The organism is Anaerobacillus sp. 63XJN7_4_ISO-PGPR-S23-413 (assembly GCF_056173725.1).
In genome coordinates, this window is sequence record NZ_CM149688.1 from 3,556,219 (window position 1) to 3,582,008 (window position 25,790).

Consider the following 25,790-nt stretch of genomic DNA (forward strand, 5'->3'; position numbering starts at 1 on the left):
TATCTAACTAAACTAAGAATTTTTTATACTATGTAGTTATTTTAACAATTAGTTGCTAGAGGCACAAGAAAGTAAAAAACCATGCCTTCTTACAACTATATTAATGTAGATAAAAAAACAAACTTCAGCACATATTTAAAGGGCAGGGGTGATCACCCCTGCCCTTGTTTATTTATTCGTTAATCTTGCTCAATCAATCCGTATTTACCATCTTTACGACGATAGACAACGCCTGTGCTTCCTGTAACAGCGTTTGAGAAAACGAAAAAGCTGTGTCCAAGCATGTCCATCTGAAGAATTGCTTCTTCAACGTCCATCGGCTTGAATGTAAAACGCTTTGTTTTCACTACTTGTAGATCGTCATCCTCATCCATATCAGCTTCAGCAACACTTGTTGTTGTAGGGTTTAATTCATCGCGGAACATATATTTAACGCTACCTTCCTGACGGAATTTGCGATTAACTTTTGTTTTATGCTTGCGAATTTGTCGTTCAAGCTTCTCAACAACTAAATCAATTGCTGCATACATATCCTGATGCTCTTCTTCTGCTCGAAGTAGAAGGTTTGGCATAGGGATGGTTACTTCAATCATTTGTTGATCGTTATAGACCTTCATGTTTACATGAACATCGGTATTAGGTGGAGTATCGAAATACCTTTCAAGTTTACTTACCTTCTTCTCAGTATATTCTCTCATTGCAGGTGTAACTTTAATGTTTTCACCACGGATGTTGAAATTCATCATGTGGCACTCCTCCTTCCATGCTATAACTATATTATTCGTTATACCCCCTCTATTACCCTCTATAAACTTTAAAAAATCACAAATATTTTTACGTTTTTTTCACAAAACACTCTAAATTCCGACATTTTTTAACAAATACATACATATAAGGGCTTATCCTCCTATTATATAACCCGATCGATAAGCTTAATCTAAAAAAACATCAGTATAAACTAAAATAGCTTTTAAAAATAAAAAGCCCCTATCAAATGATAGGAGCTTTAAGCGATTAATTTAATTTAAGATACTTTTTCTACGTTAGCAGCCTGTGGTCCACGAGCTCCATCAACAATCTCGAATTCAACTGTTTGGCCTTCTTCAAGGGATTTGAATCCTTCCCCACTGATTGCTGAAAAATGAACGAATACGTCGTCGCCATCTTCTCTTTCAATAAAGCCAAATCCTTTTTCATTGTTAAACCATTTTACTTTTCCCTGCATCTTGTTCAACATTCCCTTCAAAAATCTTCATGGCAGTGCCACATATTTATTATACGTTTATATTTACACACTGGCAAAGGGGTGTTTTTGTTGATATAACTCGAATGAAGGCGTTTTCTTGAATATTTTTCGACATTGCTTTATCCCCTGCTTAATGTAAGGGAATAAACTTCAGATGCACCTGCATTTCTTAGGGTGAGCGCTGCATAGTGAATGGTTGTTCCCGTTGTATAAAGATCGTCTAATAAAAGTATCTTTTTTCCATTTAGTGCAGATCCTTCTGTTACGCGAAACATGTCTTCTGTACGATTCATTCTTTTTTCTCGGGACAATTTACTTTGCTTTTCTTCGTTTTTGATTCGGATCAGTGGTGACTCTTGTTCAAATGATGTCCCTTCAATCCAAACCTCACATTGATTAAAACCTCTCTCATAGAGTCTTTCCTTACTAGTTGGCATTGGAATAACTTGATCGATAAAGGGATAAGATTTCTTTAACTCTTTTTGAATCAACTGTGAGAATACTCTTCCCACTTCAACATCCCCTCTAAATTTATAAAGAGCAAGCGTGTTTTTCAAAAAAGCATTGTATTCATAAAACGACTTATTATGGATAAGAACTTTTCCCCATCCTTTTTCCTCCCACTTTCTACAATCAGAACAGAATTGATTTTCTACAAATTTACTAGGAAGTTTATTTAGAGGCCGCCCACATTTCCGACATAAGTCTCCCTCAATTAGCACAAGTTGCTTACGGCACAGCTCACAACAATCCGGGTCACTTTGTATACCGACCAACCAGCTCCATGATACATTTCGACTTACATCTTCCCCGCACATAGTACAACGATTTAATTGAGCCAACCTTTCTCCCTCGCTTCAACATTCATTTTCTTAATTTGTTTTATAGCCTCTAACATGGCATTTGTTTTACCATAATGAAAAAAGCGAACATCTCCATCTGGGAATCTCTTACTTCTTCCAGCTCTTCCGGCAATTTGCACCAGGGCACTCTCTGTAAATACCTCATCCTCTGCTCCTAGCACGGCTACTGATATATTTTCAATCGTAATGCCTCTTTCGAGAATAGTCGATGAGAGGAGAATAGGGATTTCTTTTTTTCGAAAACGGAGAACTTTTTCGGCTCGATTTTCATCCTCAGAATGAACAGATTCACATCGGAAGTGATTTTTTTCAAATACAGCTTTTGTTTGATTAATGATTTTTATGGATGGAAGAAATAAGAGGACGGGCTTTCGCTCAGATACTTGTTTCTTTATCCATTCAATTAATATATGAGGAAGGTGACCTTTATTTATTTTCTTTCTCCAATTGCCACTCCAATGACAAGATGGAATAGGAAGTGGGAAACCATGGTACCTTGAGGGAATCCGTACGATTTGTAGATTTTCTTTTTTTAAAATCAACGGTGAAGGTGTTGCTGTTAAATAAATGAGGGAACCGCCTTGTTTTCTCGCTTTTTCAACATTGTATTGAAGAGAAGAATCCACACTATATGGAAACGCATCTACTTCATCAATGATCATGACATCAAAGTAATTCTTAAAACGCATCAATTGATGCGTCGTAGAAACAACAAAATGAGAATGAGGATCGGAATGACCTGCATATAAGGGAGAAATCACAAGACTAGGGAAGACCTTTTGTAGGCGTGGAGCTAATTCTAGTACAACATCTGTACGTGGCGTAGCAATACATACGGACTTTTGATTGGTGAGGGCATGAGCTAATCCATTAAATAACACTTCTGTTTTACCACTACCACAAACAGCCCATACAAGGAGAGTAAGATTATGTTGAATAGCCATGACAACAGAATTAGAAGCTTCCTTTTGACCATCCGACAATGTGCCAGACCACTCTAAAACAGCTTTATCTTCATTTTTTGGTATCCACTTGGATATGGAATATAGTGGAGAACAAAATGTTACCTTTCCCATTCTGATACACTTTCTACAATATTTACAGTTCTTACTATGGCAGCGCGAGCACGCGAAAAATGAAAATGAATCAGTACTTCCACACCTCATACAAGTTGCTTTTCCATCAATGCTTTGAATACCGGGTTCAAAATGAAGATAGCCATTTAAATAGTGTTCATGAAGTTCAAGAAATGAGTAAGGGATTTCATCGATTAATAAATGCCTTCCATATAAAAAATTCATAAGTTGAACATTCGGGTGAAAATCGGGATTTTGCGGTTGAGTGGGAATCGAGTTGAACATACCAATTGGAGCGAAATTGAGGGAGTAAGAAGGTTGATTAAGCAATTCAGGTATATATACTTGCTGGTTATTTAACACATAGGAAGCAAACCTCATGGGTTTGCTTCTTTTTCAATTTTAACGATCATACACGATACCAGCCGAGTCCAAGAGAACCTTCACCGAGGTGTGTAGCAATAACTGGTCCGAAATAACTTAAAATAATGCTTACGTTCGCGTATTTTTCTTCTAATTCAGCTTTCAAAAGCTCTGCTTCTTCTTTATTCGTTGCATAGATGACAGTTGCTTTAATGATATCTCCGCCTTTTGCAGCATCATCAAATAGCGTCATCAGTTTATTTAATGCTTTTTTACGAGTTCTAATTTTTTCATATGGAACAATTTTTTTATCTTCAAAAGTTAGTACGGGTTTTATTTGAAGAAGGTTTCCGACTACAAGCTGTGCAGCATTCAACCTACCCCCTCGATGTAAATGGCTAAGATCATCTACAAGGAAATAAGCATTTGTCCCTTGACTTTTTATCTTATGAAGACGATTTAATATTTCTTTACTTTTAAAGCCATCTTGCGCCATTTGTGCTGCTTCTAGAACATAAAAACCCTGCATCATGCAACTGATCTCTGAATCAAAAACATGAACGTCCGCGCCTTCAATCATTCCTCCAGCAGAATGAGCTGACTGATAGGTACCACTGATACCGCTGGAAAGAGTAATCGTAATAATTTCATCATGTGAACGAGCTAATGTTTCATATGCTTCGACAAAACTTCCTATAGAAGGCTGAGAAGTTTTAGGAAGCTCATCTTCTTTCTTTACTTTTTCAAAAAAATCCTCTGCCTGTATTTCTCTTTCTTCTAAATAGGATTCATTACCGAATATTACGCTAAGCGGAACCATCGTCACTTCGTATTCATTTAACATTGATTCAGGTATATAAGCCGTACTATCTGTTACAATAGCAACTGTCTTCATATTAACGCCTCTCTTCAATCTATTAAGTACTTCATACGATTTACGTTAAAAACCAGTCAAGTTAATGATAGAGCATTTTAGGCTTTGTGCCAACAAAAGCTTATAATATTTTTCACATAATTTGTCAACCATTTCTCACCATATTTTTTAATGTAAATGTCGTAAAATGAAACTTTTAGTAAATTAGGCAGGTATTCTGTTACATAATTGTAATGTTATATTCATCCTCCTGTTATCTCAATCATGTAAACTAGCAATCGTGATAGAGAAAATAAAAGGTTTTAACTTATAAATCAGGGGGAATTATATTATGTTTAAGAAAGTCGTGATCACTACTACACTCGCAGGTACTCTTTTATTAGCACCAAACGTAAGTGAAGCAGCACTAGGCGACCGTACCCTATACAATGGCATGAGCAACTCTGACGTAACTCAACTACAAAATGAACTTGATAATAAAGGCTATTTTGATTACCATAAAGCAACTGGATATTTCGGAAATATTACTGAAGATGGCGTTCGCGACTTCCAACGTAGCGCAGGCATTAGCGTAGACGGTGTTGTAGGGCCACAAACAGTTAGCGCACTAAAAGGTTCAACTTCATCTAAATCAAGCAGCTCTTCTAATACATACAGCAGCACACTTCGTCACGGTGATCGTGGACAAAGTGTAACAAATCTACAAAGTCAGCTTAAATCAAAAGGCTACTACAACTATTCCGTTGACGGCATTTATGGATCCATTACACAACAAGCAGTACGTAACTTCCAAAGTGCAAATGGTCTTAGCGTCGATGGCATTGCAGGATCAAACACATTTGCAGCACTTAATGGTTCTTCTGTAAGCTCATCTTCTTCATCACAGGTAAAAAGTGCATCAACATCTAACTCTTCTGTCGTATCTATTGCTAAGCAATACATCGGTGTACCATATGTTTGGGCTGGAACTACACCATCTGGTTTTGACTGCAGCGGCTACCTACAATACGTATTCAACAAAGCTGGTAAATCCATCCCACGTACTGTAGCTAGCATCTGGAACGCAACAGACAAAGTTTCTTCACCTTCTGTTGGGGATCTTGTATTCTTTGAAACTTATAAATCCGGCCCGTCTCACGCTGGTATTTATATCGGTAACGGTCAGTTCATTCACTCTTCTTCTTCATACGGAGTAACAATCAGTGACATGGATAACTCTTACTGGTCTCCACGTTACCTCGGTGCAAAGCGCGCATAATGGTACAAAAAATAGCCTCCAAAATTGGAGGCTATTTTTTTGTCTTCATTTTGTTTTCTCTTTACCTTTACCTTTACCTCTCATAACAAGTAGAATACCCCAAAGAAAAAAGGCACGCCTCAGCGCACCTTAACCCATCCTTTTTTAATTGCCTCTACTACCGCTTGAGTACGGTCGTTTACATTCATTTTTTGCAAAATATTGGAAACATGGTTTTTTACCGTTTTTTCACTAATATAAAGGTCTTCACCTATAGAGCGATTGCTTTTTCCGTCTGTTAGCAGTTGAAGAACTTCGCATTCTCGACGTGTTAAAATATGAAGTGGTTTACGATACTCAACTTCTTTGTAACCAATTTGAGTCGATGGTCTTTTACCTTCCGTAGCAAGACGACGATATTCATTCACAAGATTATGCGTTACTTTAGGATGAATATAAGCTCCACCAGATGCAACAACCTTAACAGCCTCAACAAGAGAGTTTGCATCCATTTCTTTCAATAGATACCCTGCTGCCCCTGTTTTCACTGCGTGCGTGACATATGTTTCATCATCATGAATTGATAAAATAATGACTTTTGTCTCCGGTACTTGTTCAATAAGCTGTCTTGTTGCTTCTACCCCATTCACATGCGGCATATTAATATCCATTAAGACCACGTCAGGTTTATTTTCTTCGACAAGACGAAGTGCTTCATCCCCATCATCACCTTCAGCGATCACTTCAAAATCATCTTCCATGTCTAAAATACGTTTAACTCCCTCGCGAAACAAGCGATGGTCATCTATTATTATAATTTTCGTTTTGGTTTTAGCTGCATACATCTCTTACACGCCCTCCTGTTCATGAATCGGGATTCTTATCAATATATATGTACCCTTGTTCGGCGTTGATTGAACCTGAATTGTCCCATTTAATAAACCGACACGCTCTTTCATTCCAATCAATCCAAAAGATTGATCTTTACGAACGTTCACATCAAAGCCAATTCCATTATCTTCAATGGTTACCACAATCTTATCACCATCAAGATTCAGGTCAACACTTATTTCAGTTGCATCAGCATGCTTCAGCGCATTTTGCACCGCTTCTTGTACAAGTCGAAAGATCGCTGCCTCAAGCCGAACGTGAAGTCGTTGGATCCCTTCAAAATAATCGAAATATATCGTTGCCTCTGAGCGATCATCCACTTTATTTAAATACTTTAATAACGTAGGCACTAGACCTAGGTCATCCAAAGCCATTGGACGAAGATCATAAATAAGTCGCCTAACTTCTTTTAAAGCATCCTCAATTAAGGATCTCATATCCTTTATTTCCTTGAACGCTTCATCTTTTCCCTTTTTCTCATAAATTCGTTCAATTAACTGTGACCTTAATAACACATTCGCAAGAACTTGGGCCGGGCCATCATGAATTTCTCTTGAGAGACGCTTTCTCTCTTCTTCCTGTGCTTCAATAATTTTAAGCCCATACTCTTGTTTTCTTCTAGCGTCTTCAATGACCTCACCATAGAGTCTTAGCTCTCCTCCAAGATAACTAAGAACTGTTGAGATTTGGCTCATAAAAGACTCGGCTTTTTCCGACGTATTTTGAAGTGAAGAAATCCGCTGTTCTAGATCTGCAATCTGGTCTTTAAGGCGCGATTCCTTCTCCATACTAACAGATAGCTTAATTTGGGCTTCTGAAGCCTTCTCATAAGCGTTTCTAATCTCCGGCTCTCCATAGTCTTGAAAGTTCTTACTAATCTTTACAAGCTCAGCTCGAGCGATTCTGTCCATATGAAGCCTTTCTTGCCTGAGACCCTGAACGGTCTCTAATTCTTCTTTTAATAATTGAAGTTGATTATTGATCTGCTGACATTCGTCATGAGACAGCTCTCCAATTTCGAACAATTTTGATTTACTTGTGTTAATACTCTCCATTGTCCTGTCAAGAATGACATCTAATGAATTTGGATCAAGCTTCTGAAAATCCAAGCTAACCCCTCCATTCCTTCAAGGGACGGACACTAAGAAAAGATAGTCCAAAAGTACTTCTTTTACAAAATTCGTATCTGACCGTCTTTTTATGACTTGAGGATATATATTTGATGGATTAATTTAAGAAACTTATAATAAGAAAGACACTAACCGAACTTATTACTTTCCCTCTTAAATCACAATCTTTAATTATGTACTATTCGATGGTAAGAAACAAATCCCTTTCATTCTAAAGAATGTTCAATGATTATCTGGAGGTTAACCAAATGCTTACTTCATATTATACAGTCAAAGGTGATGGAAAAAACGAAATCACTATACAAAAATCACGATTTATTGCACATGTAAAAAGGACGCCAACCGAAGAGGAAGCGCAAGAATTCATCCAATCGATCAAAAAAGAGCATGCAAGTGCTACGCACAATTGTTCAGCTTATTTAATTGGAGAGCAAGACCTTATCCAGAAAGCTAACGACGATGGAGAACCATCGGGCACAGCAGGTGTACCAATGCTTGAAGTGTTAAAAAAACGAAACCTAAAAGATACTACGGTAGTCGTTACCCGCTACTTTGGTGGAATTAAACTAGGCGCAGGCGGTTTAATTCGCGCTTACGGTCAATCGGTTTCAGAAGGGCTGAATGCGACTGGAATCGTAGAGCGAAGACTAATGGAAAAAATGACAACAGAAATTGATTATTCTTTATTAGGGAAAGTCGAAAATGAAATTCGTTCATCGAATTACTTATTAGATCAGATTGATTATATGGAGAATGTACAAGTTCAAACTCTTATCCAAAGCGGATTAGAAGAGCAGTTTACTGAATGGATGACGAATATTACAAGTGGACAGGCGAAAATCCTTTCAAATGGACAACTCTATAAAGAATATGATGTCTAAAAAGATTACTTATTAATTCTAAAGGGTATTGGTAATTAAATGTACCTCTATCATTCAACATGAAAGTCCCTTATTCGGGAAAGATAGTAATGCCATGAGTGATTTTGAAAGAATGCACGCTAAGAAACCTCTTGCAATACACACTTATTTTGATATGATATGAAAGGAATGAATTACTATTCCTCAGTTAGAGGGGGATTTTATTGTATTCGTTAACAGAGTATATCATAGCGTTTATCATCTCTATAACCGTCGCTATCATTGCTACACCAATTGTTAAATATGTATCACTTAAATTTAAAATAGCCGATAAACCAAATCAACGGAAAGTTCATAAAGGGCTTATGCCTTCAGCTGGCGGACTTGCTATTTTTGCAGGTACTGTCGCAGGCTTTTTATATCTTAGTCCTTATTCACCGTATATGCCAGAAATTATTATCGCTGGAACACTCATTATTGTTTTGGGCGTTTTTGATGATAAACTGGCTGTTTCACCGAAAGTTAAACTTGTTGGTCAAATTATTGCCGCTATTATTGTTGCCTCATCGGGACTTCAGGTTGAATTCGTTTCACTTCCATTCGTAGGTAGAATTGAGTTCGGATTTATGAGCTTTTTTATTACAGTATTGTGGATTGTTGGGGTAACGAATTCCATTAATTTAATCGACGGTCTTGATGGATTAGCTGCAGGTGTATCCACTATCGCCTTAGGTTCTATTTTAACAATGGCCATTCTTGACCATCAACTTGTAGTCATTGCACTAGCCGTGATTTTAATAGGTAGTACTCTTGGCTTCCTGATCTTCAACTTTCACCCTGCAAGTATTTTCATGGGAGATACCGGAGCTCTTTTTCTTGGGTTTGCCATCTCAGTAATGTCTATGCTAGGATTATTCAAAAGTGTGACGGTGTTTAGTTTGATCATCCCTGTTATCATTCTTGCAGTCCCCATTTTTGACACATTCTTTGCTATCATTAGACGAATATTAAGAAAGCAAAAAATCTCAACGCCTGATAAATTTCACATCCATCATTGTTTACTAGCTATTGGATTTTCTCACCAATCTACCGTGATCATTATTTACCTTCTCAGCTTTTTCTTTGGTATTACTGCCATTCTATTCTCAGCGTCTACGCTGTGGGGATCACTTTTCTTGCTTATCTTATTGCTTGTTGTGATTCAGTTTACGGCAGAACTCATTGGTTTAATTGGGAATCAGCGGAAACCTTTAATCAATACATTAAAAAAACTACTTGTTTTTACAAGTACAATGAAACGTTAAAAAGCATCCATAAGCGGATGCTTTTTTTCATTTATTTAGTTGAATTTAAAGTAGCATTTAGTTGCTGACTAAGTGAAGCTACACTTTCTTCATCTGGTTTAAAATAATACACATTGTTAATCCTTTCATCCGAACCATCAATTGTAAGGCTTTCGATATCAGATGAGCTTACACCAGAATAAGCTTTTTGAAGAGCAAATAATTCAGTTGGCTTCAAGTTCGTTTCGATGTTATTTCCAATGTGCTGAGCAATGTCGTCCAACTTTAGTAAACCTGATGCTGTTGAAACTTCGTCCATCGCAGCTTTTATAACCTGCTTCTGTCGATCACTTCGACCGAAATCACCGCGAGGATCATCCTTACGCATTCGTGCATAAGCTAGTGCCTCTGTTCCATCGAGGTTCATTGGGCCTTCTGTGAACGTTGCTCTACCACCTGGTACATCGGTATGCGCAATGAAATCGAATGGGACGTCCACCGTTATACCGCCGATTTCATCGATCACATCTTTAAATCCTTCAAAGTTCACTTTCACATAATAATCAATTGGAATATTCAAGAAATTCTCTACAGTGTTAATCGTCATTTCTGTTCCACCATAAGCGTGAGCGTGAGTAATTTTATCCTCAATCCCTTTACCAACAATCTCTACTCTCGAATCTCTAGGGATACTTAGTAATTTGACTTTTTTTGAATCTGGATCAATAGTCGCTACCATTAGCGTATCGGTCCGACCATTTTCGCCGCCTGTAGAATAATCCTCTATTCCCATGATTAATATCGAAATTGGATCCTTCGTTACTGCAACCTCCGCATCACGAAGGGCTGATTTTTCTCCTCGAGATAATCCCTGATAGGAGCCAGATGCTGCATCATAGGCATTATAGGCAAGATAAGCACCATAACCAATAAGGACAAGAACGATCAACAGTACAAACGTTAACAGTCTGCGAAATAAGCTTTTCTTCCGCCTTCTTTTTATTCTTGATTGCTTTTTCATTAAAATTCCCCGCTTCTTTCAAGCTTCTCCAATTTCACCGCTACCTTGTTAATAAAGCATGGTAAAATTCAAGCAGTTTTTTTTCCTCGCAAGACCAATTGTACGTGTTTTCAAAGGCTCTTCTGGCATTTTCACCGAGCTCTTTTGTTTTACTCGGGGAACTAAGAAGTTGAGTTAGTTTCATGGCTATATCTTTAGGATCTTCGGGATTAATAACTAAGCCACCCTGACTATTCTCGATTACTTTCGCATAGTGCGAGAAATTTGATGCGATAATAGCATTACTAGCAGCCATATATTCAAATAACTTGTTAGGAAGGGCAACAAGATGGTTGGGGTAAGGTAGATACGGAAGAACCCCAATGGCAGAACGTTCGACATATGCCGATATCTGTTCGTATGGTACCCTGCTGATGAACGTTACATTCAGATCAATACCCAACTTGTTTATAAGTTGATCTACTTCCTCTTTAAATGCAGTCGATTCAAAACTACCAAGAAAGAGCAATTTCGCATAAGGAGCTTTTTTCACAACTTCTCCAAAACCTTCAAGCAGCTGCAATACCCCCCTAATTTTCGTAATTCCCCCCAAATAGATAATTTGGTTTTTATCTTTTTCTTTAGCTGCTTCTGGAAACATTTGTTTGAGAGGGTAATTTTCAATCTTACACCCATTATAGTGGCGATAACGACGACCAATTTCTTCTGTGGTATAAATCACACCGCTCATTTTCATTAACGCCAATTTTTCAATGCCAACATAGGCATATTTCATAGGGACTTTCACTAAAGAAGGAATATATTCCCTCCCCATGATTGTATTCGGGTAATGCTCATGCACATCATAAATAACTGGCTTTTTAAGAAACACCTCGATCATAACCCCTACAATCATAAGCTCAGGGTCGTGAAAATGATAAAGATCCGCCTTTGTTTTTTTCGCAAGTTTATACAAATGAAAAGTTGACTTAAGACGCTCCTTTACACCTGAAGGACGTTTAAAGGTAATGAGAGGAATTTCTTCAGATTCAGCCACCTCAGGCTCTGGAGCAATTAACACAACGTCATAGCCTGCTCTTTTTAAGCTTTTGCATTGCTTATGATAAATACGTCCATCATATGGAGAATGAATAGACGTGATGACACACACTTTTTTCATTGCGACCAACCTTTTACATTGTCCTGAGTAGATTCTAATAAGTGAGCCAGGTTCTTGGATAGCTCCTGACGATTATATTTTAACAACATTTTACTTCGTACATCTTTCTCTAATAACTCCATAATTTTAGGATTAGAAGTCGCTTCTAACACAACGTTCGCAAGCGACTCAGCATTTTCTGGTTCAAAAAATAGTCCAGCATTTAAACTTTTGACAATTTCTTTTGACTCTCCACCAATTCCTAATAGAATCGGTTTATTCATAGCCAAACAATCAAATAGTTTTGAAGGAATCGTAATTTCAAACAGAGGATGATTCTTTAAAATAACAAGACATAAATCAGCAGCCGCATAAAAGCCGTTCAATTCCTGTTTGGCACGGCTGTCGAGGATCAGAACATTCTGAAGAGCTTTATCCTTTTGATACTGTTGCAAACGTTCTTTCTCAGCCCCTTCACCAATAAGAACAAAGGTAATCGAAGAGACATCTTTCAGAAAATTTGCCGCTTCAAGTACAGTTTTCAAGCCTTGAGCAATTCCCATGTTACCCGCATATAAAATAATGAACTGATTCTCCAGACCGTGCTCAGCACGAATCCTCATTCCCTCTTCAGGTACTAGAACTCCTGTCTCAGTTGGATTAACACCGTTAGTAATCACATCGATTTTATTTTCAGGGATCCCCTTTTCAATAAGGTATTGTTTGTACCCATGCGTAACTACAACAATATGATCAGCTTGCTTAAAAAGAAACCATTCTAATTTCCGAGCCAGCGTTAATAATTTTTTATTATTAATTTGATTTAAAACTTCTGCAAAATCCACCCATAAATCTCGAACTTCAATCACGAATTTGGCACGTTTCAGTTTACTTAATACATAACCGGAAAGCCCAACAAAAAGTTGAGGGGTAGTAGCAAAGACGACGTCAGGTTTTTTAGCAAATAATCCGGCTATGATAGAGGTTGTCATAAATGAAAAGTAATTCAGCATTCTTCTGAGCTTGCTCTTTTTTGTATCTTGTACGACAAAAGTACGAATAACATTTAAACCAAGATGCTTGCTCGATTGAAATATTTTTTTGGAAGAAACATGATTAGGAAATGATGTAACTACTGTTACATCGCAGCCTTCTTCTACCAAGTTCATTGACATATCATAGGCGCGCGCCTGAGCTGCACCTATCTCGGGCGGGAAATGTTGAGATATATATAAAATCTTCATAATGAATCCTTTCCCTCTTAACCAGAATACGACATAAAAACACTTCTTTCATTATACTTCGTTATGATTCGAAAGAAAAGTTGATTGAGGAATGGATCAGAAGTGTAAACAAAAATTTACACTCAGTTCATAATTCCTATTGTTAAATTTGTTCCATCCACTATTGTCGCTAACAACAATAGCTATTTACGAGTAGAAGTGGACGACATACAAAAAGCCCGGTATTTTACCAGACTTTTTGAACAGTAGATAATGTTTGAAGTAGCTCAAAGTATTGGGTGACGACTTGATTAATTGAATAGTGTTTTTGTACCTTTTGAATTCCCTTTTGAATTTGCTCATTTCGTTCCTTTTCATTATCAAGGAGACTATCCACAATAGACTCACACGCTACCAAATCGTGTAATTCATATGTTAGGCGCCCTAAATCCCCCAGATATATTTCAGGAATAGCTCCAACCCTCGGTGCTACTGCAGGGCATCCACAAGCCATCGCTTCAATCAAACTCATCCCAAACGATTCTCCTTTGGAAGTGCTCACTGTACAACCACCGCTTTTGGACACCATTGCATACAGCTTTGGCATTTCACTATACTCCATCCGGTCTATCCAGTGAATACTGAGCTCTCGCTTGTTTGCTTCCTGAAAAAGGTGCTTAGTTGCTTTTGACGAAGCAGTCTCTCCACCGACAATCCAAAAAACGCAGTCATCTCTCTTCTGAGAAATTCGTGCTGCGAGGTCCAAAAAACCTTGCCAATTTTTATGATCATTGAGTTTTCCAACCCAACAAATGATCTTTTTATTTGTAATCGGTTCTACTTCTTTGGGGGAAAACAATGTCGTATCTAGACAGTTTGGAATGACATATGTTCGCTCTTCGGGTGCAGAATAATCTTCTATAATTCTGTTTTTACTATAATTCGAAGGCACAATATACCCCTGGAAATGGCGTTGATCCTCTTCTACTAAATAATTTAGCTTATAAGATATACCATGTACTTCTTGAATAATGGGGGTCTTGCAATGAACTTCTATTAAGTAGTCCGTTATTTCCTTCGTGTCAATTGCAATAATTAAATCGAAATCATGTTCTTTTATATACTGATAGATGGTCAATGGTTCTGTCATAACATGGATTTTCTCGTAATCTCCAAAGGCAGTCTGTCCCCCATGATCGGATAGAAAGATAAAGTGGGGATCACTAATCGATTTTAGAAACCCAAGTCTATTCGCAAGTTGTGTCGTCACTCCACCTAGTAATAAATAGCGATAAATATAGAGGATTTTCAACGAGCGTTCCTCCCCTCTAAGTGTAAGACAGCTTCCTCTAACAAGACACTGACTTTCTCTCCACTACCATAAGAAATAACTTCCTGATCTTCTAGTGGAGCACTCCATTCTTTAATATGAAATATAGGAATGCCTAAGCTTTCCATCTTTACAAGCGCGGAGGTTGACGCCGAATATCGAAATGGAAGGATGCCACCTGTCCATCTTCCGACTCTTTTCATTAAATCAACATCGTTTGCATACTCTCTGATCGTAAGTCTTTTCGAGTTGATAGGCTTTGAATCTGGTAGATTGTACCCTATTAACTCTATACCTAGACCTTTGTTTTCCACGAGCAAATCTTTCATTGCTTGATAATCAATGCAGTCTTTTCCAAGATCACCAACAAAACCGATTACAATACGAGAAGATTCATTAGTTAATGTGTTCACTACAGGATTTTCTTCCCTTAATTTAATGGGATGCATGCGTCCCATTGACACTAGAAAGTGACTTGGATCAAGACTATTCATCAGAAATAAGTGAGCTTCACGATCTACTATCTTTTCTGGTAAATAGAAGATACTCCATTTCTTCCACTGCAATCGCCCCATTCTTTTGGCTATTTGGAGATCAGAATGAGTAATATACATTTCTGGCTCTTCAAATAAATGGAGGCTTCTCCAGAATTCAGAAGTTGAAATTTGTAAGAACCTCGATCCATCAAGGTGAATGGGATTTATCAATTCGTTTTCCTCTTCATAGACGTAAACGACATTTTTACCCCTATTCCTCAGTGTTTCCACTAACTGATGTGCAAGCTTAAGACTATTTTTTCTAAATACTTCGGAATCCCAATAGACAATTGTCATTTTTCCTAACGTTGAAAAATGAGCTAATTGCTCTTCAGGTCTCATTTTGTTAAGTTTCACTATCGTTTCTTCCGGCTCTTGAAGAATGCGCTTTTTCTCATCACTCGTTAACTGGATTTGATCAATTCGCGCTTCGTGCTTTTTCTTGATAATAGGGAGCAGCATAAGAAGTTTATTCTTTTCTTCAAGCCTAACTACTTCCTCATTTCTTTTCGTTTCTAGCTCTTTTTGTAACAAGGCAGCACGCTTAGCTTTCTTTTTCACTATGACTTTTCTTATTTCTTCAAGAAAAGCTTTCCCTGCCTCCCCATAATCTGTAGGGGGATTTACAACATTTCGTCCAACCCAACTCACGTAGTGTTCATCAATGCGCATATCAATTTCTTCAAAGTTATGAAATAGTGTTTCCCACTCATCTCTTAATTCTCCTGCATGTTCTAATGCTTCAGTTACAATTATTTTCCCATTCGGTTTAAGTAATCTCTGGACTTCTTTATTCTGCGAAGACATAACTTCGATTAACGTGTCTTCCGTAATAATGGCATCGAAGTAATTCATAGGAAAAGGAATCTCGCTCTTCAAATCCCCCGACCAAAAGGTACTTACACAATCTTTACTTAGTGGATGAGTAAGAACTACCGAGTCTTCACTAGCGAAAATATTTACAACATCTAGCTGAGGATCTTGATTAATGATCGAGAGAATACCTGGTTTTTGACTAATGTGAAGTATATGTTGCCCTGAAGCTCTAGACCCACACCACCTTAGTCTGGAGCGTTGAGATTCAGGAATGGTAAATGACTCATTTTGTAAATGTGTTAATTGATTTTTCAACATACCATTCTCCTGATTCTACTGCCAAAGCAGCTGATTAATTGAATACCATTTATTTGAATTATATATGATTCCACATGATCAAAAAAGGATTAAATGGTAAATTTCGAATGTTTTACATCTTTCCTTAAAGCTACTGTTAAAAAATGAGGTGGCATTCTTTATTATGAAATCAATCGCATGAAGGGTTCTTGCTTCTATTTACAAATAAGCTTCCACTTATTTTATCGCTATTTTCTAAGTCGCTTTCATTTAGCGCATAAACACCAAGAACTATTAGTAAAAAAAGCCGTCGGCACAACCCGACAGCTTTTCATACAAACGTTTATCCCCAGAAATTACGGAGAATTTGATTTTTTTCATTCTCATCTTCAACTAATCCATCGATGTAGCGATTTTCAAATGATGTAGACATATTATTCGAGTGAATAACTTGCACATAGTTTCTTGGCTTTAACAATTCATGTTTCAGGCTGTGCACCGATAAATGCCCTTTTACAGGGTGGCGCTTTCCTTCTAAATATTCAGCAACGTTATAAATAAGTGTATAAAAAGGTGGTGATTTGATTTTGGCAGTTGCTACTTTATCTGAATACTCGTCATAAAAATAGCCATACTGGTTGATAAGTGCCTCAGTACCTTCAACTGGCTGATGATCTTTTAGAAAATCAAAATAACCTTTGTGGTACATATCATCAGAATCAATGCGGGCGAAGTACACTTCATCATAGTCCTGAATTTCACGTTCTAATGTTTTGTTATAGGCATTCTTAGGCACGAATCTAATATTATCTGGAAGTGGATCGTGCTGTTTAAGAGCGTTCATCACATGCTCTTCTGAACGCTGATCATACTGAAGAATTGTAGTGAAATCCTGGTTCGTTTGGGCTTTAAGACTTTTGCATGTGTATTTCATGAAAATCTCCATACGATGGTCAATCCATTCTTTCGTTAAACGACTCTCATTCACATCTGTTAAAGCCCAGTTATTAAATGCGATTGGCACTAGAATTTTTCGTTTCATCATCTTCACTCTCCCAAATCCAATTCTATTTATTAGCTGCTACATTCTGAACAATCATTTCAGCCATTTGCTGTGCTCCATTCTCCTTCATAAGTGAAAGAGCACTTTTCCTCATATTTCGATTGTTCTCTTCATCAAGAGCTTCTTGAATCGCTTTTTCAAAATCAGTAGCGCCTGGATCTCTTAAGACGATTGCAGCCCCAGCGTCTCCAGCGATCATGGCTCTTGCCACCTGATCATCTGTTTTTGTATTCTCATTGGGAATTAAGATCGATGGCACTCCAAAATACATCACTTCGTGGAATGTATTATAGCCAGTAGCTGTAACGATGAGATCAAAAGCATTGAAGTAAATCGAATTCGGATAGTCTCTTAGTGTCAGAACACGATCCATTTTTAAATCCATTCGATTACCAATAATGGATTCCCCAATTACCACGAAAACATCATCTCTCTTTAGCAGTTCATTAAGAAGAATAGAAATCGTTGAATGAATGTCATTGATTTTACCTGCTCCAAGCTGAACATACACCATCTTCATACCTTCTGGGATATTCCATTGTCGACGAACACTCTCACGATCCTTTAGCTCTTCTCGATCAAGATATAACACTGGCTCACAGTACGTTTTCATTCCTTCTTTTCGCATACTGTTTTCCCCACCAGCTTCACCTGGAACATAAACCTCGTCGAATTCTGCTTCTTTCGATTCCACTAACTCTGCTTTACCTTCTTTATGCTGTCCTCGCTTCACCCAGATCTTTCTCAATCCGTCTTTTTTACGCATTGAGGCAACAAGACCCGCATAAGGAAACGCACCATCAAAAACAATCGTTTCTGGCTGGTGAATACTAATAACCGTTTCAAGATGATCACGTAGCATCGCATTCCACTGCTTTGCGCTCATTTCTTTAGGAAAGAGCATTTTGGAAGGTAAGTGGTAACCTAGAAACCCTTCTTGCAATATCAAGTGCATGGCTGAACTCGTCGTATGAAAAATAATTTTCTTAGATGGGTCAATACGCTTTACTCGTCTTGCAATAGCCAGTAATCTCGTGAGATGTCCAAGACCCGCCCCGTTAGTTGGTACAAAGAGAATGGCATTTCCATCATCGATCGGTTCAATCTCAAATGATCCAGAACCATTCTTAATTCGACCTAATTTACCATTTTTAGCGTCCCTGTAAATTTGAACAAGTCGCTTCGGAAGTCGAATGGCTCGACCGAATGATTTTGTTGATCCCATGACAGCATCACCAATTAAATATCTAGCCGACGCATTTGAATCCAAGTGGTTTACGATGTGCTGAGCACGGTTGTATTTCTTTGTGATCTGAGTAATCTGTTTTTCTTTCTTTTTTGAATCATTTTTAAGAACCTTAAGCTGTTCACTAAGCTCTCGAATTTGAAACTGTTGCTGAATCATTTGATCAAGATTCTGATTTGCCACCGCTTTTGCAATCTCATCATTTTCTTGATTGTCACTCTTTTCTTGGACCACAGGATGACTTTGATTCAACTTTTGGAGTGCTTTCTCAAGTTTCAAAATCGCAGCTAGTAGGCCACTTGTAACCTCTTGCTTGATCCGTTCTTCAGGAAGTGCAGTCCGGGGTTCTCCCAGGAAAAAGAAATAACCCTCTTCAAACCCCATAGAAGTTGCTATGAAAAATTGGTTTAAGCAAAGAACAACTTCTGAAATGTCCTCTGTAATTTCTTCATTCATTGGTAATTTGACTGCAATCGTACCATTGATGTCTTCGGAAACTAAACCATGTAACGTTCCAAGAAAAGTTTCTTCAAAGAACCTTTTTGTAAAGCTTCCTTCTAAAAGCACCATGTCTGTTTGGTATGAGCTTAACTCTTCTGAATGATAAAAATTCGCTTTTTGAATTATGATATTTTCCTGAAGCTCTCGTGGCAGTGATTGATATGACTCACTCTTTCGTTGCAGTTCCTCATCAAAACGAACAAGTTCCTTCACACGTTGATCAAGTCTCGCTAGTTCTAATGAAGCTTGTGTTTCCCCATTACCAGAAAGAATAAGAAGGGAATTTGCTTTTCTTCCGCTTGCGATCATTTTGTTGTTTAAGCAACCCTCATTAATAGAAACCTCGATATTTTCTGTATAAAATGGGCTAACATCAAATTTCATGTAGAATTCTCCTTTTACTTCAATTACTTAGGATTCACACTTGAGTTTTCTTCAACATTCGTCGGTAGATCAAAGTTCTGCTGTCCACCTAGTAGCGTCACTTTACCTTTCGAATCTTTGTAGTTCTTTGTTACATTCCGTGTGTCATAAATGAGCTTAGAACGATCAATGACATAATCATAATCTACTGTTGTGTGATCAGTCGCGATGACAACTAGATCAGCGTCATCAAGGTTCTGGTCGTTGAGCTCAACGGAATAAACAACTTCTTCTCCATTCTTAAAGCTTGAAACAAACGGATCATGATAGTACACGTGTGCTCCCTTATCTTCAAGAAGGCGATAAATTTCAAGTGCTGGAGATTCACGTAGGTCATCGATGTTTTTCTTATATGCCATACCTAAAATAAAGATTTTAGATCCTTTAATGGACTTCTCATTATCATTTAAAATATCTGCAGCTTGATTAAGCGCATAGCGTGGCATGTTTCCATTCACATCACTTGCAAGTTCAATGAAACGGTTATAGAAATTAAACATCTTTGCTTTCCACGAAAGATAAGCTGGATCAAGCGGAATACAGTGTCCACCAATTCCTGGACCAGGATAGAAAGGCATATAGCCAAATGGCTTCGTAGCTGCTGCATCAATAACTTCCCAAGCATTGATTCCCATTCGATCACACATCATCGTTAGCTCGTTCACAAGACCGATATTAACGCTACGGAAAGTGTTTTCAAGAAGCTTAACCATTTCAGCAACGCTTGTTGAGCTAACAGGAACGATGTTTTCAAGGAACGAGCTATAAAGAGAGACTCCGAGTTCAAGACATGGCTTTGTTGCACCACCGAGCACTTTAGGTGTGTTTTTTGTATTAAACTGCTGGTTACCTGGATCGACACGCTCAGGTGAGAAACAAAGGAAGAAATCTTCACCCGCACGGAAAGAAGTCTTTTCTTCAATGACAGCTTTAATCAATTCATCTGTTGTTCCTGGATAAGTTGTACTTTCAAGAACAACTAGCGTTCCTTCTGTCATAAACTCAACCAATTTTTCTACAACGGCATTGATGTAAGAAACGTCTGGCTCTTTTGTTTTAGCAAGAGGTGTTGGGACACAAATACTAACAGCATCCAATTTAGAGATAACTGAAAAATCATCTCCAGGGAAGAAGTTCTTACCAATAATGGCCTCTACTTGGTTATCAGAAATGTCCATTACATAACTCTTCCCGTTATTTAGAATGTCCATTTTTTCTTTAGATACATCGATTCCATATACTTCAAAACCCTTTTGTGCCATTTCAACCGCAAGGGGAAGTCCTACATAGCCAAGTCCAATAACTCCTACACGTGCATTACCTGTTTCAAACTTCGTTAACAATGCTTCCTTCATCTCATTCATCCTTTATAAATGTAATAAATTCGTGTTGATTTGGGATTCCCCTACTTTTTCATAACGGAAGCCAGCACTCTCTGCCTGCTCCTTATTTATTAAATTCTTCGTATCATAAAGCAACGTATGACGCATCAAAGGAGCTAGAGATTTAAGGTCTAACGCCTTATATTCATTATGATCTGTTAAAATAATGAGACAATCTGAATGGTGTACAGTTTCTTCTACTGTATCAAATTGGTTTTTGATCCGCTTATCGACTACGTATGGATCATGAACTGCACACTCAACTTCCATATCTTCAAGTTCCTGCAATATAGTCAGTGATGGACTTTCACGCGCATCACCAATATTTCCTTTATAAGCAAGTCCAAGTAAAGATACTTTTGGGTTTGCAACTCCTTCAGTTCGCTCCTTAATTTGATTAGCAATCCTTTTCGGAACATCATCATTGATTGCTCGCGCTGTTTGAATCAATTTAGCATCTCCTGGACTTGCTTCAACTAGAAACCAAGGATCAACCGCGATGCAGTGCCCCCCAACTCCAGGGCCAGGTGAGTGTACGTTAACCCGCGGATGGCAGTTAGCCAGCTCGACAGCTTTCCAAATATCGCACCCTACCTGTTCTGCAATACGCGCCAATTCGTTAGCTAACGCAATATTCACATCCCGATACGTATTCTCCATTAATTTTACCATTTCTGCCGTAGTTGCATCAGTCTGGTGAATCATTCCTTTTACAAAGATTTTGTAAATTCTCTCTGTCATGATACTCGAATCAGCATTCACGCCGCCTACTATTCGATTATTATGAACAAGTTCATCCAGTAATTTACCCGGCAATACCCGCTCTGGAGAATAAGCAACATACAAATCTTTTCCGACCTTTAAGCCCGATGACTCTAGAATAGGTGACAGCACCTTCAGCGTCGTGCCAGGAGGGCTTGTTGATTCAAGAATGACCAGGTTCCCTTCCTTTAGTAAAGGCTGAATCATTTTAGCCGCCGATCGCACATAATTTAAGTTCGCCGTTTTATCAGGATTAACTGGCGTTGGTACAGCAATAATAAAACCATCTGCTGACACCGGTTCTGTTCCAAAAGTTAAATGGCCTGAATCAATTGCTTCAACCAGCATCTCACCTAGACCAGGCTCTTCAATGTGAAGCGTCTTATTTTTTAACGTTTCGATCACGTGCTCATTAATATCCACGCCATGCACTTGAACGCCGTGCCTTGCAAACATGACAGCAGTCGGTAACCCGATGTATCCAAGGCCCATTACGACAAGATTCATAATTACAACTCCTCACTCACAGTAACTTCAGAAATTAAGATCTACGAATTCTCCTTACTTACTTCGAAAATAATTCACCATACATTTGAATTAACTTTCGGGATTCATTCGGCCAATTCAATACTTTACTCGCTTCATTACATTTTTGTACGTAATAATCGCTTCTTTGCTGAATAGCTTCAATACCTTTTACAATGGCTAGTTCATCTTCTGCAACAGGTAAACCAAAGTCATATTCTTCTAATAAATAGGCTTTCCCTGGATGGTTAGAAGATACTACTGGAAGCCCCATTAACATATATTCGAATATTTTATTCGGTGTAGAATAATAGTTATTTTCGCTTACATTTTCGTACATCACGAGTCCAATGTCTGCTTCCTTTGTTAGTGAAAGTATTTCTGAAGGCGGTACTTTAGGATGAAAATGCACTCTTGAGGTGAGCTTCTGTTCGTCCACTAAACGCTCAAGTGCTCCCTTTATATCGCCATCGCCAAGCAAAACAAGGTGATACGGATCAGGCAAATGATTCATGGCTCTGACACAAAGATCAATTCCGCGATTTTTCGAGAACCCTCCTTGATATAGAAGAATGATCTTATCAGTAGGTATCCCAAAAAGATGATGAAAATAATGATCATTTTTACGCTCTTGTTCCAAACGAAGGAGCGGTATATTCTGCAAATAAATTGAGGGTGGTAGTTCGCCATAGCGTTTATTGAATTTATCGATCAAAAACGGATTTACGGTAATAAAACGATCAACATGTTTCATTAACTTGCCTTCCAAATAATAACCAAAACGTCGATCAAGCGGATTGCGACCGGTCATTTCATTAAAAAGTTCATGGGAGTCGTAAATCAACTTGCTATGAAAATGTTCTGCTAAACGCTTACCGGTATCGAGCGTATTTAAATCGTGACAGTGAATCGCATGAATGGTTTCAGAAGCCATCGTTCCCTTTACTTTTTTGTAAAACTCGTAGCTGGCATATTGATCCTTCGCCAGCTTCACGGCTGGATTTCTAACCATTTTCGCTACAACAGATGGTTTTCGCGACGGTCCAGTAGCCATTCCCTTCTTTGCCTGTTTTGTTGAAATGGCTAGCTTATTAATCTTGATCAATTCATGCAAAAAAGGCGGATCAGTATCAAATTCATTTAAACAGCAAATGGTTACCTGATAGCCACTTTCGGCAAGCGCAATGGCTTCACGTTGAACCCGTGCATCGTAATCAATGTCTTTAAAAAGAACCATTAAGATGTGCTTCATTTTTTCTTAGCCTTCATAAATTCATCATACTGCTCGACAATTTCTTTCGTATCTCCAACCGCTTTTTGCTCACCGCGGTGAATCCAGACAACCCGATCACAGATCTGCTTCACAAGACCTGATGAATGCGTAACGAGAATAACGGTCCGATCCTGTTGGATTTTCTCTAATATGGCATCTTTACATTTTTTCTGGAACGCAGAGTCCCCTACCCCGAGAACTTCATCAATCAATAGAATTTCTGGGTCAAGCATAATAGCAGTAGAGAACGCAAGTCTTGCTCTCATACCGGATGAATACGTTCTTACCGGTTTATAAATAAAGTCGTCTAGCTCGGAAAATTCAATAATCGCTTCAAGGTTATCATCGATTTTCTTTTTGCGATTTCCTAACAGAAGGGCATTTAGGTAAATATTCTCGATTCCGGATAACTCAGGTTGAAACCCTGCACCAAGAGAGAGTAGCATCGGCCGCTTCCCTTCAACATGATAAGCTCCCTGATCTGGTTCAATTAAGCCACTCATTAGCTTTAAAAGGGTACTCTTTCCTGAGCCATTTCGACCAATAATACCAAGAACTTCACCTTTCTTTACAGTGAAATCTAGACCCTTTAATGCCCAAAACTGCTTTTTTTCTTTGCTAAGCAATTGTTTCAATGGATTATCTGAATGCTCAGGATAAGAAACCCAAATATCTTTAAGTTCAATAATGTCCTTTTTCAATTAAATCACCTTGGCATATTGTTTGTCGTATTTGTTCAAAATGCGTAGTCCAATAAACAATAGGACTAGTGAAATCGCTAATATGATGAAGAGATTATCCCACAGTGGCTGGCCTTTATAAAGTAAGATACTTCTATAGGAAACTAGAAAATCTGTAAAAGGATTTAAGTAAAGAAGACCTCTTATATTTTCAGGCACCGATTCCATTCGAAAGAGTACTGGAGATAGATAAAGCAATGTGCGCGAAATGTATTGCATCATGTTCTTAATATCTTTTAAGTACACGCCAATATGAGCCATAATAATCATGATTGGTAGCAATAAAAGAAGGTTCAATACGATTAATATAAAGAAATTCAATGCGTTAACTGTCAACTCCACTCCACTAAAGTAGAGGAACAAAATCATAATGACAGAGCTCACAAGAAACTTAAATGTGTTAACACCAAGTCTCACTAGAATAAAGGTTAGCTTCGGCACATAGACCTGCTGCAAAATTCGCGCTTTTGAAGAAATCGCCGTAGTCGCATCTACCATACAAGCGGTTGCCCATTTAAGCGGGATTAAACCTGTAAAAAGATAAACAGCGTAATCGTCTCCACCTCGATCTAACACAATCCCTACGAGAAAATAATAAATCGCCATATACAGAATCGGATCGACAATCCACCATAATGTTCCAAGATATGTTCTAGCTGTATTCGATTTCAGCTCGGATACGGTTAGGTGATAAAGCAAATCTTTGTTGTTTCGCCAATCATTAAGTAATTTTTTAATCATTCGCTTGTTAACTCCTAATCTAACTGCATTTATATTTCCAAACGTCATATTATATTTTATATAATTCCGCTCCTGTCGTCTACCAATATCAGAAGCGTGGCATCCTAGGTAATAACCCTTGCTATATCGACTTTTCTCTACACTTTTTCGCTCATCTCCCCCTTTATTCAACCGTAATTTACAAAATCTTAACGTTTCTCAAAAAGTAGAAACGATTAACTTATTCTTTCATAATTCAACCTGAATTGCCATCTTTTGTCGAATAACTTTTGGAGTTCTCCCACAATAAAAAAGCAGCCCAGTCGGCTGCTTTTTATTGTCTTATTCGATTTTGGTTAATTCCGCTATTTCTCTTTCAGCGTTTTCTTCTGTTGTTTCATATACTTGCTTAATCATTCCCACACTTTTTGCATAGAAAATCGTCATGATCATTTGATCTTGCCTTTTAGTAACTTGAATTACGTCATGAAAGCTGCCATAAGGAACTTCAACTTTATCCACCGTTGTTATTTCTATTCCATCTTGTTTTTCGGAACGATCGAACAGCGTCTCTACTTCCTCTAATGACTCGTATCCATTTAGTACACTTTCCTTACTACTTGATTGACTTTCTTCTACGATGGAAGCTCGATCTTTCGTCCATTGAACTACCTGAGTCGTTTCCATGTCACCAAGGGTAATAACTCTTTGAATATATTCTTCATTTTGATCAACAATGTATTCTGTAAAGAGCTGTTTCCCTTGTGACTTGAACGTTTTTGTTACACCTGTTTCAGGTCGATACATCATAAAATTCATTTCGCTACTTTCGCTCGTTTCTCCGCTGACCTTACTCGTTTCACTTGAGCCATTTTTCAATGACGCTGTCCCACACCCAGTCGTAAGAAGTATCACTAGAAGTAAACTTATTCCTATTTTTTTCATATCGGCCTCCATACTTAAAATAACTA

At 38.0% G+C, this 25,790-nt stretch carries 23 protein-coding genes; 3 read left to right on the forward strand and 20 right to left on the reverse strand.

Going from position 1 to position 25,790, the window contains the following annotated elements; translation table 11 throughout:
• Nucleotides 1–179 precede the first annotated feature (179 nt).
• The 5 genes from hpf to AC0VYO_RS18680 all read right to left on the reverse strand — a co-directional run bounded on the left by hpf (nt 180) and on the right by AC0VYO_RS18680 (nt 4,443).
• Nucleotides 180–743, reverse strand: a complete 564-nt coding sequence (gene hpf / locus AC0VYO_RS18660; protein WP_194218748.1) for a ribosome hibernation-promoting factor, HPF/YfiA family — start codon at nt 741–743, stop codon at nt 180–182.
• 281 nt (nt 744–1,024) lie between these two features.
• A complete protein-coding gene (locus AC0VYO_RS18665; protein ID WP_194218747.1) occupies nt 1,025–1,225 on the reverse strand; it encodes a cold shock domain-containing protein in 201 nt (66 codons plus the stop codon).
• A 140-nt stretch (nt 1,226–1,365) separates the two neighbouring features.
• Nucleotides 1,366–1,758 carry a ComF family protein gene (locus AC0VYO_RS18670; RefSeq protein ID WP_475365857.1) on the reverse strand — a complete coding sequence of 131 codons (393 nt, stop codon included), beginning with the start codon at nt 1,756–1,758 and terminating at the stop codon, nt 1,366–1,368.
• Nucleotides 1,759–2,075: 317 nt separating this feature from the next.
• The gene (locus AC0VYO_RS18675; RefSeq protein WP_475367972.1) at nt 2,076–3,185 is read right to left on the reverse strand and encodes an ATP-dependent helicase ComFA; all 1,110 of its coding nucleotides are present in this window, start codon (nt 3,183–3,185) and stop codon (nt 2,076–2,078) included.
• Between the two features lie 409 nt (nt 3,186–3,594).
• Nucleotides 3,595–4,443, reverse strand: a complete 849-nt coding sequence (locus tag AC0VYO_RS18680) for a DegV family protein (protein WP_475367973.1) — start codon at nt 4,441–4,443, stop codon at nt 3,595–3,597.
• 310 nt (nt 4,444–4,753) lie between these two features.
• Between AC0VYO_RS18680 and AC0VYO_RS18685 the strand changes: the two genes are divergently transcribed.
• Nucleotides 4,754–5,680, forward strand: a complete 927-nt coding sequence (locus AC0VYO_RS18685; protein WP_404683329.1) for a C40 family peptidase — start codon at nt 4,754–4,756, stop codon at nt 5,678–5,680.
• Between the two features lie 119 nt (nt 5,681–5,799).
• Here the strand turns inward: AC0VYO_RS18685 and AC0VYO_RS18690 are convergent, their stop codons facing one another.
• Nucleotides 5,800–6,504 (reverse strand): response regulator, encoded by a 705-nt coding sequence (locus AC0VYO_RS18690; RefSeq protein ID WP_159785070.1) that lies wholly within the window; start codon nt 6,502–6,504, stop codon nt 5,800–5,802.
• Between the two features lie 3 nt (nt 6,505–6,507).
• A complete protein-coding gene (locus AC0VYO_RS18695; protein WP_430245854.1) occupies nt 6,508–7,659 on the reverse strand; it encodes a sensor histidine kinase in 1,152 nt (383 codons plus the stop codon).
• A 269-nt stretch (nt 7,660–7,928) separates the two neighbouring features.
• Here AC0VYO_RS18695 and AC0VYO_RS18700 point away from each other — a divergent pair, with 269 nt between their 5' ends.
• A complete protein-coding gene (locus tag AC0VYO_RS18700; RefSeq protein ID WP_430245852.1) occupies nt 7,929–8,561 on the forward strand; it encodes a YigZ family protein in 633 nt (210 codons plus the stop codon).
• Nucleotides 8,562–8,764: 203 nt separating this feature from the next.
• Nucleotides 8,765–9,844: a glycosyltransferase family 4 protein gene (locus AC0VYO_RS18705; protein WP_226615308.1), complete on the forward strand. Its 1,080-nt coding sequence runs from the start codon at nt 8,765–8,767 to the stop codon at nt 9,842–9,844.
• Nucleotides 9,845–9,875: 31 nt separating this feature from the next.
• Here AC0VYO_RS18705 and AC0VYO_RS18710 read toward each other — a convergent pair whose 3' ends face one another.
• From AC0VYO_RS18710 to AC0VYO_RS18770, 13 genes are all read right to left on the reverse strand, one after another.
• Nucleotides 9,876–10,844 (reverse strand): LCP family protein, encoded by a 969-nt coding sequence (locus AC0VYO_RS18710; RefSeq protein ID WP_475367974.1) that lies wholly within the window; start codon nt 10,842–10,844, stop codon nt 9,876–9,878.
• A gap of 40 nt (nt 10,845–10,884) precedes the next feature.
• Nucleotides 10,885–12,003, reverse strand: a complete 1,119-nt coding sequence (locus tag AC0VYO_RS18715) for a glycosyltransferase family 4 protein (protein WP_430245848.1) — start codon at nt 12,001–12,003, stop codon at nt 10,885–10,887.
• Nucleotides 12,000–13,226, reverse strand: a complete 1,227-nt coding sequence (locus AC0VYO_RS18720; RefSeq protein WP_475365860.1) for a glycosyltransferase family 4 protein — start codon at nt 13,224–13,226, stop codon at nt 12,000–12,002. Before AC0VYO_RS18720 ends, AC0VYO_RS18715 begins: the two co-directional genes overlap by 4 nt.
• Before the next feature lie 226 nt (nt 13,227–13,452).
• Entirely contained in the window at nt 13,453–14,517 is a 1,065-nt protein-coding gene (locus AC0VYO_RS18725; RefSeq protein ID WP_475365861.1) for a glycosyltransferase family 4 protein, read from the reverse strand.
• On the reverse strand, nt 14,514–16,202 hold the full coding sequence (locus AC0VYO_RS18730; protein ID WP_475367975.1) for a class I SAM-dependent methyltransferase: 1,689 nt from the start codon (nt 16,200–16,202) through the stop codon (nt 14,514–14,516). The genes AC0VYO_RS18725 and AC0VYO_RS18730 overlap by 4 nt, the downstream gene beginning before the upstream one ends.
• A 325-nt stretch (nt 16,203–16,527) precedes the next feature.
• Nucleotides 16,528–17,229, reverse strand: coding sequence for a glycosyltransferase (locus AC0VYO_RS18735; RefSeq protein ID WP_475365863.1), 702 nt, complete (start codon nt 17,227–17,229; stop codon nt 16,528–16,530).
• A 22-nt stretch (nt 17,230–17,251) separates the two neighbouring features.
• On the reverse strand, nt 17,252–19,378 hold the full coding sequence (locus AC0VYO_RS18740; protein WP_475367976.1) for a glycosyltransferase: 2,127 nt from the start codon (nt 19,376–19,378) through the stop codon (nt 17,252–17,254).
• A 23-nt stretch (nt 19,379–19,401) separates the two neighbouring features.
• Nucleotides 19,402–20,772: a nucleotide sugar dehydrogenase gene (locus AC0VYO_RS18745; RefSeq protein WP_194218733.1), complete on the reverse strand. Its 1,371-nt coding sequence runs from the start codon at nt 20,770–20,772 to the stop codon at nt 19,402–19,404.
• Between the two features lie 12 nt (nt 20,773–20,784).
• The gene (locus AC0VYO_RS18750) at nt 20,785–22,068 is read right to left on the reverse strand and encodes a nucleotide sugar dehydrogenase (protein WP_475367977.1); all 1,284 of its coding nucleotides are present in this window, start codon (nt 22,066–22,068) and stop codon (nt 20,785–20,787) included.
• A gap of 58 nt (nt 22,069–22,126) precedes the next feature.
• Nucleotides 22,127–23,338, reverse strand: a complete 1,212-nt coding sequence (locus tag AC0VYO_RS18755; RefSeq protein ID WP_475367978.1) for a glycosyltransferase — start codon at nt 23,336–23,338, stop codon at nt 22,127–22,129.
• On the reverse strand, nt 23,335–24,060 hold the full coding sequence (locus AC0VYO_RS18760) for an ABC transporter ATP-binding protein (RefSeq protein ID WP_194218730.1): 726 nt from the start codon (nt 24,058–24,060) through the stop codon (nt 23,335–23,337). Before AC0VYO_RS18760 ends, AC0VYO_RS18755 begins: the two co-directional genes overlap by 4 nt.
• Nucleotides 24,061–24,840 (reverse strand): ABC transporter permease, encoded by a 780-nt coding sequence (locus AC0VYO_RS18765; RefSeq protein WP_475367979.1) that lies wholly within the window; start codon nt 24,838–24,840, stop codon nt 24,061–24,063.
• 321 nt (nt 24,841–25,161) lie between these two features.
• Nucleotides 25,162–25,764: a hypothetical protein gene (locus AC0VYO_RS18770; protein WP_430245828.1), complete on the reverse strand. Its 603-nt coding sequence runs from the start codon at nt 25,762–25,764 to the stop codon at nt 25,162–25,164.
• Nucleotides 25,765–25,790: the final 26 nt, after the last annotated feature.

Bases quoted from the DNA above. Each gene is read 5' to 3' on its own strand.
- hpf (WP_194218748.1), bottom strand. From the start codon at position 743: ATGAATTTCAACATCCGTGGTGAAAACATTAAAGTTACACCTGCAATG.
- AC0VYO_RS18665 (WP_194218747.1), bottom strand. From the start codon at position 1,225: ATGCAGGGAAAAGTAAAATGGTTTAACAATGAAAAAGGATTTGGCTTT.
- AC0VYO_RS18675 (WP_475367972.1), bottom strand. From the start codon at position 3,185: ATGGGAAAGGTAACATTTTGTTCTCCACTATATTCCATATCCAAGTGG.
- AC0VYO_RS18680 (WP_475367973.1), bottom strand. From the start codon at position 4,443: ATGAAGACAGTTGCTATTGTAACAGATAGTACGGCTTATATACCTGAA.
- AC0VYO_RS18685 (WP_404683329.1), top strand. From the start codon at position 4,754: ATGTTTAAGAAAGTCGTGATCACTACTACACTCGCAGGTACTCTTTTA.
- AC0VYO_RS18690 (WP_159785070.1), bottom strand. From the start codon at position 6,504: ATGTATGCAGCTAAAACCAAAACGAAAATTATAATAATAGATGACCAT.
- AC0VYO_RS18700 (WP_430245852.1), top strand. From the start codon at position 7,929: ATGCTTACTTCATATTATACAGTCAAAGGTGATGGAAAAAACGAAATC.
- AC0VYO_RS18710 (WP_475367974.1), bottom strand. From the start codon at position 10,844: ATGAAAAAGCAATCAAGAATAAAAAGAAGGCGGAAGAAAAGCTTATTT.
- AC0VYO_RS18715 (WP_430245848.1), bottom strand. From the start codon at position 12,003: ATGAAAAAAGTGTGTGTCATCACGTCTATTCATTCTCCATATGATGGA.
- AC0VYO_RS18720 (WP_475365860.1), bottom strand. From the start codon at position 13,226: ATGAAGATTTTATATATATCTCAACATTTCCCGCCCGAGATAGGTGCA.
- AC0VYO_RS18735 (WP_475365863.1), bottom strand. From the start codon at position 17,229: ATGATGAAACGAAAAATTCTAGTGCCAATCGCATTTAATAACTGGGCT.
- AC0VYO_RS18740 (WP_475367976.1), bottom strand. From the start codon at position 19,378: ATGAAATTTGATGTTAGCCCATTTTATACAGAAAATATCGAGGTTTCT.
- AC0VYO_RS18745 (WP_194218733.1), bottom strand. From the start codon at position 20,772: ATGAAGGAAGCATTGTTAACGAAGTTTGAAACAGGTAATGCACGTGTA.
- AC0VYO_RS18750 (WP_475367977.1), bottom strand. From the start codon at position 22,068: ATGAATCTTGTCGTAATGGGCCTTGGATACATCGGGTTACCGACTGCT.
- AC0VYO_RS18755 (WP_475367978.1), bottom strand. From the start codon at position 23,338: ATGAAGCACATCTTAATGGTTCTTTTTAAAGACATTGATTACGATGCA.
- AC0VYO_RS18765 (WP_475367979.1), bottom strand. From the start codon at position 24,840: ATGATTAAAAAATTACTTAATGATTGGCGAAACAACAAAGATTTGCTT.
- AC0VYO_RS18770 (WP_430245828.1), bottom strand. From the start codon at position 25,764: ATGAAAAAAATAGGAATAAGTTTACTTCTAGTGATACTTCTTACGACT.